Here is a 7184-nt window from a genome sequence, read left to right on the forward strand (position 1 = left end):
GCGGATTTCCGTGCGCAGACCGTTGATCAGCCGAAAAGGCCGACCAGTGCCACGACTACCAATCCGATGCCCGCCACGGTCACGACGGTGGCGGAACGAACTGCCAAATGCAATTTCGAGGCCTGAACGGTCCGCTCCGATTGTCGCGCATAGCCGTGGACGATGACCTGGCGATTGAAATCACGGTTGGCGTCCAACCCGTCAGCCAGGCCGGCGCCAATCATCAGAACGCCAAGGATGCCGAGACCGGCAAATCCCAGGAACACCAACATCAACATCGGAATTGCGCCGAGAGACAAGATCGGCAGCAGCGGTACCAGCAGCCATGTCTCGGATTGTCTTCGCATCGGACGACCAGTCAGGACAGCAAATGCCAGCCTCCATATTAGTCCCTGTGTTGGCAGGCAAGCAACGTCAAATGGCTGTCGCGGCCGATAGAGCTCAGCCCGCCGCCATCTCGGAGCGGATTTCGGCGCGCAGTTCGTCGATCAGGCGCAGGCCCTTGTTGGTTTCGACATGCCAGAAAGTCCAGCCGTTGCAGGCCTCGGCGCCCTGCGCGACCGCGCCGATGCGGTGGATCGAGCCGACCTTGTCGCCGAGCATGATGGCGCCGTCGGCGCGGACCAGCGCGCCGTGACGCTTCCTGGCATCGACCAGTCTAGTGCCGGGCGCAATCATGCCGCGCTCGATCAGTTCGGCGAACGCCACCCGCGGCGCCTCGCGCGCGGTCATGAACGGCGCGAGCGTGGCTTCCGGCAGCGGCTCGACGGCGGCGATGCGGGCTTCCGCCGCGGTCGCATAGGTCGGGTCGCGCTCAAAACCGATGTAGCGGCGGCCGAGACGTTTGGCCACGGCGCCGGTGGTGCCGGTGCCGTTGAAGGGATCGATCACGAGATCGCCGGGCTTTGACGATGACAGCAGCACGCGCGCCAACAGGCCCTCCGGCTTCTGCGTCGGATGCACTTTCTTGCCGTCGGCGCCCTTGAGGCGTTCCTCGCCGGTGCAGAGCGGGATCAGCCAGTCGGAACGCGCCTGCACGTCCTCGTTGGCGGCCTTCAGCGCCTCGTAGTTGAAGGTGTAGCCCTTGGCCTTCTCGTCGCGCGCCGCCCAGATCATGGTCTCGTGCGCATTGGTGAAGCGGCGGCCACGGAAATTCGGCATCGGGTTGGTCTTGCGCCAGACGATGTCGTTGAGCACCCAGAAGCCGAGGTCCTGCATGATGGCGCCGACGCGGAAGATGTTGTGGTAGGAACCGATCACCCACAGCGTCGCCGACGGTTTCATGACGCGGCGGCTGGCGAGCAGCCAGGCGCGGGTGAAATCGTCATAGGCGGAAAACGACGAGAACTTGTCCCAGTCGTTGTTGACGGCATCGACACGGGATTCGTCGGGACGCTTGAGATCGCCCTTCAGCTGCAGATTGTACGGCGGATCGGCGAATACCAGATCGACGGAACTGGCCGGAAGCTTCGACATCCCGGCGACGCAATCGCCAACGACGATACGGATGTCCGATGAGGACTCAAATTTGGTGCGGGGCGCCTTTGCAGACGCCCCGCGACGCGACACAACCATGACTCAAATACTCTGACTCAGGCGACGCTGTCGGCGACGCGGGACCAAACAACCGACTGGCGGTAGATTGACGAGCCAAAGTAAAAATCGACTTAACCCGGCAATTCTTTCTCGCTAGGCAATTTTTGCCGGGCAGGTTATTGAATAAGAGATGGGAATTTTTACGTGACTGCCGCGTCGGCTATCGGCGCGAGCGCCGCGCGCAGACTGAGCCGCGCGCGGACTGAAATGAGGAACCCGGCATGCGTTACGATGATTTCCGCCGCAGCGACGATATCGATGACCGTCGCGACGACGGCGGCGGAATGGGCGGCGGCGGCTTCGGTCTGCCGATGGGCGGTGGCGGGCTCGGCATCGGCACCGTCATCGTGCTTGGCCTGCTCGGCTACGCCTTCGGCATCGATCCGCGCATCCTGATCGGCGGCGCCGAAATTCTCACCGGCGGCGGACAGGCGCCGACGATTCAAACCGAACGCAGGTCAGGGCCGGCCAAGACCGGCGCGCCGACCGACGAGATGGGCAGCATGATCTCAGGCGTCCTCGGCGAGATCGACGACCGCTGGAGCGAGATTTTTCAGGCCAGCGGGCAAACCTATACCGGTCCGCGCATCGTGCTGTTCCGCAACGCCACCAATGGCGGGCGCTGCGGCATGGCGCAATCGGCGATGGGCCCGTTCTACTGCCCGCCGGACAAGCAGATATTTCTCGACACCGGATTTTTCCGCGAGGTCGAGACGCGCTTCCGTGGCTGTTCGGGCAGCGCCTGCAAATTCACCGCGGCCTATATCATCGCCCACGAGGCCGGCCACCACATCCAGAACCTGCTCGGCATCCTGCCGCGCGTGACGCGATTGCAGCAGCAGGCCGGCGGCAAGGCGGAGGCCAACGCGCTGCAGGTCAAGGTCGAGCTGCAGGCCGACTGCCTGTCGGGCGTCTGGGTCAACCGCGAGGAGAAGAAGCGGCCGCGCTTCCTCGAGGCCGGCGATATCGACGCGGCGCTGACCACCGCCACCGCGATCGGCGACGACACGCTGCAGCGGCAGACGACGGGCCGGGTGGTGCCTGACTCCTTCACCCACGGCTCGGCCGCCCAGCGCAAGCAATGGTTCATGACCGGCTATCAGCAGGGCACCGTGCAGGCCTGCAACACGTTTGGGGCGTCGTAGCAAGTGTGCGTTCCCCGGACGCTGCGCAGCGCGTCAGCGGTGCGCAGCTGATCCGGGGTCCATGTTTCCTCTGCGTCTTGCCAGCTATGGGTCCCGGCTCTGCGGAGCAGCGTGAAGGACGCTGCACCGCGTCCGGGACACGAGGGATAAAGTGCCATGTCTTCCATCGACGAAACCAAAAAATTCGTGCCGCTCAATATCGCGGTGCTGACGATCTCCGATACCCGTTCGCTCGCGGATGACAAATCCGGAACGACGCTTTCGGATCGGCTGACTTCGGCCGGTCACACGCTCGCGGCGCGCGAGATCGTGACCGACGACATCGAGGCAATCCGCGCCGTGGTCAGGAGATGGATCGCCGACATGAGCATCGATGCCATCATCACCACCGGCGGCACCGGTTTTACCGGCCGCGACGTCACGCCGGAGGCGATCGAGCCGCTGTTCGAGAAGCGGATGGACGGGTTTTCCATTGCGTTCCACCTGCTGAGCCACGCCAAGATCGGCACCTCGACGATCCAGAGCCGCGCCACCGCGGGTGTCGCGGGCGCCACCTTCATCTTCTGCCTGCCGGGGTCGCCCGGCGCCTGCCGCGACGGCTGGGACGGCATCCTCAAGGCCCAGCTCGATTATCGCACCCGGCCCTGCAACTTCGTCGAGATCATGCCGCGGCTGGACGAACATCTGCGGCGGCCGAAGGCGCAGGGCGCGTCGATCTAGCTTGCACGTCATTCCGGGATGGTCCGAAGGACCAGACCCGGAATCTCGAGATTCTCCGATGTGCAATTGCAGATCGTAGCTCGCTCGCTCTGCTCGCGCCCCGGAATGACGGCTGAGAATCACAGCTTCATCTCCCAGGTCTCGCCGACGAGATCGACACCAAAGCTGTGGTGCTCTGCCTCCGTCACGCGCTTGAATCCGGCGCGCTGGTAGATGCCGCGCGCCGCGACCAGGATGCTCTGGGTCCACAGCGTGATCGAGCCGTAGCCGGCATCGCGCGCGAAGCGGATGCATTGTTCGGTCAGCGCGCGTCCGACGCCGAGCCCGCGCGCCTTGTTCTCCACCAGCAGCAGGCGCAGCTTCGCCACCTTGTCCGAGGCCTTGACCAGGAAGATCGATCCGACCGGTTCGCCGTCGAGGTCGGCGATCCAGCAATGCTCGCGCGATGGATCATATGACCGGATGAACTGCGCGGCGATCTCGGCGACCAGCGCCTCGAAACTGATGTCCCAGCCATATTCCTGCGCGTAGAGCGCGCCATGCCGCGAAATCACCCAGCCGATGTCGCCGGGGCGATGGCTGCGCAGCAGGAAGCCGGCGGGCTTTGGCGATGGCGGCGCCAGCGTCTGCTCGATCATGCGCATGGCATGGACCACGGCGGCGCGCTCGCGGTCGTCCAGTTCACCGAGCAGCGCCGCGACCGCGCGGCGCGAGCGGCCGTCCAGTTCGGCAAAGGCCGCGCGACCCCTGGCGGTGAGCGTGAGTTCGTTGACGCGGCGGTCGGTGCTTGACGGCTTTCGCGCGACGATCCGGCGGCGCTGCAGGGCTTGCAAGGTGCGGCTGAGAAAGCCGGCATCGAGGCGCAGTTCGCGCGTCAGATCGGTCGCGGTGCAGTTTTGCCGCTGCGCGATCTCGTAGATAATCCGCGCCTCCTGCAGCGTCCACGGGCTGTCCAGCAGCTTCGGTTCGATGATGCCGAGCTTGCTGGTATAGAACCGGCTGAAGCCGCGGACGGCGGCGATCTGCCCTTCCAGTACCGGATCGAATATACTTGATGTCATCAGGTATATTATTTGACGAAATCAAATAAATGGCAAGTGCCGTCAAACGATCTGCCGTCAGGCGATCATGATCCGGCTGCGCAGCATGGTGCGGGAGGCGCGGCCGAGCTGCCGCAGCAGGCGGGCCTCGGAGCGTCGAAAATCCGGCCGGTAGCCGCCGAGCCGGTCGTAATGGTCGCGCGCGATCAGGAGGCCCTGTTCCGCCGACGGGCCGGTGATCATGCGGACGACGAATTTGAAGCCATCGCGCAGCCGCGGATCGGCATAGGGCGAGCGGGCATGGCGGAAGATGCCGGCGCGGGGCCGGCCGCTCACCGAGACGCGCTGGATGAATTGGGTGGTTTCCTCGATCCAGCCCGAATCGAGTACGGCGCCGGCATGCAGGAACATCAGCCAGGGCGAACGGGCCTTTTGGGCGCCGGCCGCCAGCGCCGCGGCGCGCGTGCCCTCGAATTTGAGGAAACGGCACCCGGCGACGTCGGCGACCCGCTCGATCACGCCGCTTGCCGAGCGGTCGACCAGCAGTACTTCGCGCACGATGCCGGCGGCCGCTCCCGGCACCAGCGCCGCGAGCGTTGCCACAGCGGTGTGCTCGACCCCCTCGGTCGGAATAATCACGCTCAGCATGAAGGCGGCTTCGACCGGCTCAAACAGTGAAAAACGCTGCAATGTTATCACCTTGTCACAATTAACGCCGCCTTTTGCAACGCAGCCTTTTGGCTGCGGGCTGCGATTTTTAAGGCAGCGGCGCCGTGGATTCCATTTTATTGTTCTTGATTTGTTCTAACAGCGTGCTACGTTCAAATCATGAGCCGAGCATCCTCTCATGCCCTCAAGCACCCGCCGGTCACGGCGCCCTCCGAACCGGCGGGTGCGACTCCTTTTCCCGAACTCGCGGTTGCCATCGAGCGCGGGCGGCGGCGCGGCCGCGGCGCGCAGTCCAACGACAGCGGCCGGTTCGAGGCCGAGGCGCGGGTGGCCTTCGACGACGGCTGGCAGAGCCTTGAGGAATTGCCGCCGTTCAAGACCACGGTTTCGATCGACACCTCGCGCAAGGTCATCGCCCGCAACGACTCGCCCGATATCGGCTTCGACCGTTCGATCAATCCCTATCGCGGCTGCGAGCATGGCTGCGTCTACTGCTTTGCGCGGCCGACCCATGCCTATCTCGGCCTGTCGCCGGGGCTGGATTTCGAAACCAAACTGCTTGCCAAGCCGGACGCGCCGGCGCTGCTCGAGAAAGAGCTGGCGGCGCCCGGTTACGAGGCGCGCATGATCGCGATCGGCACCAACACCGATCCCTATCAGCCGATCGAGCGCGAGCGGAAAATCATGCGTGGCATTCTCGAAGTGCTGGAGCGTGCCGGTCATCCCGTCGGCATCGTCACCAAATCGGCGCTGGTGGGGCGCGACATCGACATTCTCGCGCGGATGGCCAAACGCAATCTGGTCAAGGTCGCGCTGTCGGTGACGACGCTCGATGCAGAACTTGCGCGCACCATGGAGCCGCGGGCCTCGACGCCGGCGAGGCGGCTGGAGGCGATCAAGCACCTGTCGGATGCCGGCATTCCGGCCACCGTGATGGTGGCGCCGGTCATTCCCGCGCTGAACGATTCCGAGATCGAGCGCATTCTGGACGCCGCGGCACATGCCGGCGCCAGGGAAGCGAGCTATGTGCTGCTGCGGCTGCCGCTGGAAGTGCGCGATCTGTTCCGCGAATGGCTGATGGCGAACTACCCCGACCGCTATCGCCATGTCTTCACCATGATCCGCGACATGCGCGGCGGGCGCGACTACGATTCGCAATGGGGAACGCGGATGAAGGGCACCGGCCCGATGGCCTGGATGATCGGCCGCCGGTTCGAAATCGCCTGCGAGAAACTCGGCCTCAACAAGCGGCGTTCGAAACTGACCACCGACCATTTTGCCAAGCCGAAGCGAAGCGGAGAGCAATTGAGTTTGTTCTAGGACGACGTGGGTGGGGGAGTAGCATGAGAAAGAGATTGCCGGCGCCGGTTCCGCGGCTCACGGTCATCACGCTCGGCGTCAGCGACATGCGCGTCAGCATCGCTTTTTATGGCGCACTCGGCTTTGCGCGAAGATTTCGCGCAACCGGCGCGGCCGTCGCCTTCTTCGATACCGGCGGCGCGGTGCTTGGGCTTTATCCGTGGGATCGGCTCGCGCGGGACGTCACGCTGCCCGATCATCCGCGGCCCACAACCTTTCGCGGAACGACGCTCGCCTGGAATTGCCGATCGGCCGAGGAGGTCGATGCCGTGCTGGCTTTCGCGAACTCCAGGGGCGCATCGCTCTTGAAGCCCGCGTGCGCCACCGACTATGGCGGCTATTCCGGGTATTTTGCCGATCCCGACGGCCATGCCTGGGAAGTCGTGGCCGCGCCGGGCATCGAGGTCGGCGACGACCGGCGCGTTCATCTGCCGGATTGAACATCAGGTTCGAATAGCGGGAATTGCGCGGAGTTCCGGGTTGCGCGGCCCGTCGGGCTTCCGCACCATCCCGGCATGATTCGGGACCAGTCAGGAAAGAAGCAGGCCAAGCCGCCGAAAGGCGTGATCGCGGTCGCGCCGCCGACTTTTCGCCGCGAGCGTGCGCTGATCAGGCGCGGGGTCTGGCCGGTGGCCGGCTGCGACGAGGCCGGGCG

8 protein-coding genes and 1 pseudogene are annotated in these 7184 nt (G+C 64.9%); 5 read left to right on the forward strand and 4 right to left on the reverse strand.

Annotated features, from left to right (window positions below; genetic code table 11):
* Positions 1 to 26 precede the first annotated feature (26 nt).
* Both WCE35_RS10685 and WCE35_RS10690 read right to left on the reverse strand, forming a co-directional pair.
* Positions 27 to 347 (reverse strand): hypothetical protein, encoded by a 321-nt coding sequence (locus WCE35_RS10685; RefSeq protein WP_424593306.1) that lies wholly within the window; start codon positions 345 to 347, stop codon positions 27 to 29.
* 94 nt (positions 348 to 441) lie between these two features.
* The gene (locus WCE35_RS10690; protein ID WP_424593307.1) at positions 442 to 1575 is read right to left on the reverse strand and encodes a site-specific DNA-methyltransferase; all 1134 of its coding nucleotides are present in this window, start codon (positions 1573 to 1575) and stop codon (positions 442 to 444) included.
* A 242-nt stretch (positions 1576 to 1817) separates the two neighbouring features.
* On the opposite strand from WCE35_RS10690, the gene ypfJ reads away from it, so the two are divergent.
* Both ypfJ and moaB read left to right on the forward strand, forming a co-directional pair.
* Positions 1818 to 2741 (forward strand): KPN_02809 family neutral zinc metallopeptidase, encoded by a 924-nt coding sequence (ypfJ, locus tag WCE35_RS10695; RefSeq protein WP_424593308.1) that lies wholly within the window; start codon positions 1818 to 1820, stop codon positions 2739 to 2741.
* Between the two features lie 156 nt (positions 2742 to 2897).
* A complete protein-coding gene (gene moaB / locus WCE35_RS10700) occupies positions 2898 to 3461 on the forward strand; it encodes a molybdenum cofactor biosynthesis protein B (protein ID WP_424593309.1) in 564 nt (187 codons plus the stop codon).
* A gap of 119 nt (positions 3462 to 3580) precedes the next feature.
* Here the strand turns inward: moaB and WCE35_RS10705 are convergent, their stop codons facing one another.
* Both WCE35_RS10705 and WCE35_RS10710 read right to left on the reverse strand, forming a co-directional pair.
* Complete coding sequence (locus WCE35_RS10705; protein WP_424593310.1) at positions 3581 to 4522, reverse strand: bifunctional helix-turn-helix transcriptional regulator/GNAT family N-acetyltransferase; 942 nt, start codon at positions 4520 to 4522, stop codon at positions 3581 to 3583.
* 57 nt (positions 4523 to 4579) lie between these two features.
* On the reverse strand, positions 4580 to 5149 hold the full coding sequence (locus tag WCE35_RS10710) for a glycosyltransferase (protein WP_424593313.1): 570 nt from the start codon (positions 5147 to 5149) through the stop codon (positions 4580 to 4582).
* 180 nt (positions 5150 to 5329) lie between these two features.
* Between WCE35_RS10710 and WCE35_RS10715 the strand changes: the two genes are divergently transcribed.
* The 3 genes and pseudogenes from WCE35_RS10715 to WCE35_RS10725 form a co-directional block, all read left to right on the forward strand.
* Positions 5330 to 6490: a PA0069 family radical SAM protein gene (locus WCE35_RS10715; RefSeq protein ID WP_424593311.1), complete on the forward strand. Its 1161-nt coding sequence runs from the start codon at positions 5330 to 5332 to the stop codon at positions 6488 to 6490.
* A 23-nt stretch (positions 6491 to 6513) separates the two neighbouring features.
* Complete coding sequence (locus WCE35_RS10720; protein ID WP_424593312.1) at positions 6514 to 6969, forward strand: VOC family protein; 456 nt, start codon at positions 6514 to 6516, stop codon at positions 6967 to 6969.
* 75 nt (positions 6970 to 7044) lie between these two features.
* Positions 7045 to 7184, forward strand: a pseudogene (locus WCE35_RS10725) (ribonuclease HII); the annotation flags it as partial.

This window comes from Bradyrhizobium sp., from assembly GCF_049691595.1.
In the GTDB taxonomy this organism is placed as follows: domain Bacteria; phylum Pseudomonadota; class Alphaproteobacteria; order Rhizobiales; family Xanthobacteraceae; genus Bradyrhizobium.

Excerpts from the sequence above, each read along its gene's own strand:
- WCE35_RS10710 (WP_424593313.1), bottom strand. The coding sequence starts at position 5,149 with ATGCTGAGCGTGATTATTCCGACCGAGGGGGTCGAGCACACCGCTGTG.
- WCE35_RS10690 (WP_424593307.1), bottom strand. The coding sequence starts at position 1,575 with ATGGTTGTGTCGCGTCGCGGGGCGTCTGCAAAGGCGCCCCGCACCAAA.
- WCE35_RS10715 (WP_424593311.1), top strand. The coding sequence starts at position 5,330 with ATGAGCCGAGCATCCTCTCATGCCCTCAAGCACCCGCCGGTCACGGCG.
- moaB (WP_424593309.1), top strand. The coding sequence starts at position 2,898 with ATGTCTTCCATCGACGAAACCAAAAAATTCGTGCCGCTCAATATCGCG.
- WCE35_RS10705 (WP_424593310.1), bottom strand. The coding sequence starts at position 4,522 with ATGACATCAAGTATATTCGATCCGGTACTGGAAGGGCAGATCGCCGCC.
- WCE35_RS10720 (WP_424593312.1), top strand. The coding sequence starts at position 6,514 with ATGAGAAAGAGATTGCCGGCGCCGGTTCCGCGGCTCACGGTCATCACG.
- ypfJ (WP_424593308.1), top strand. The coding sequence starts at position 1,818 with ATGCGTTACGATGATTTCCGCCGCAGCGACGATATCGATGACCGTCGC.
- WCE35_RS10685 (WP_424593306.1), bottom strand. The coding sequence starts at position 347 with ATGCGAAGACAATCCGAGACATGGCTGCTGGTACCGCTGCTGCCGATC.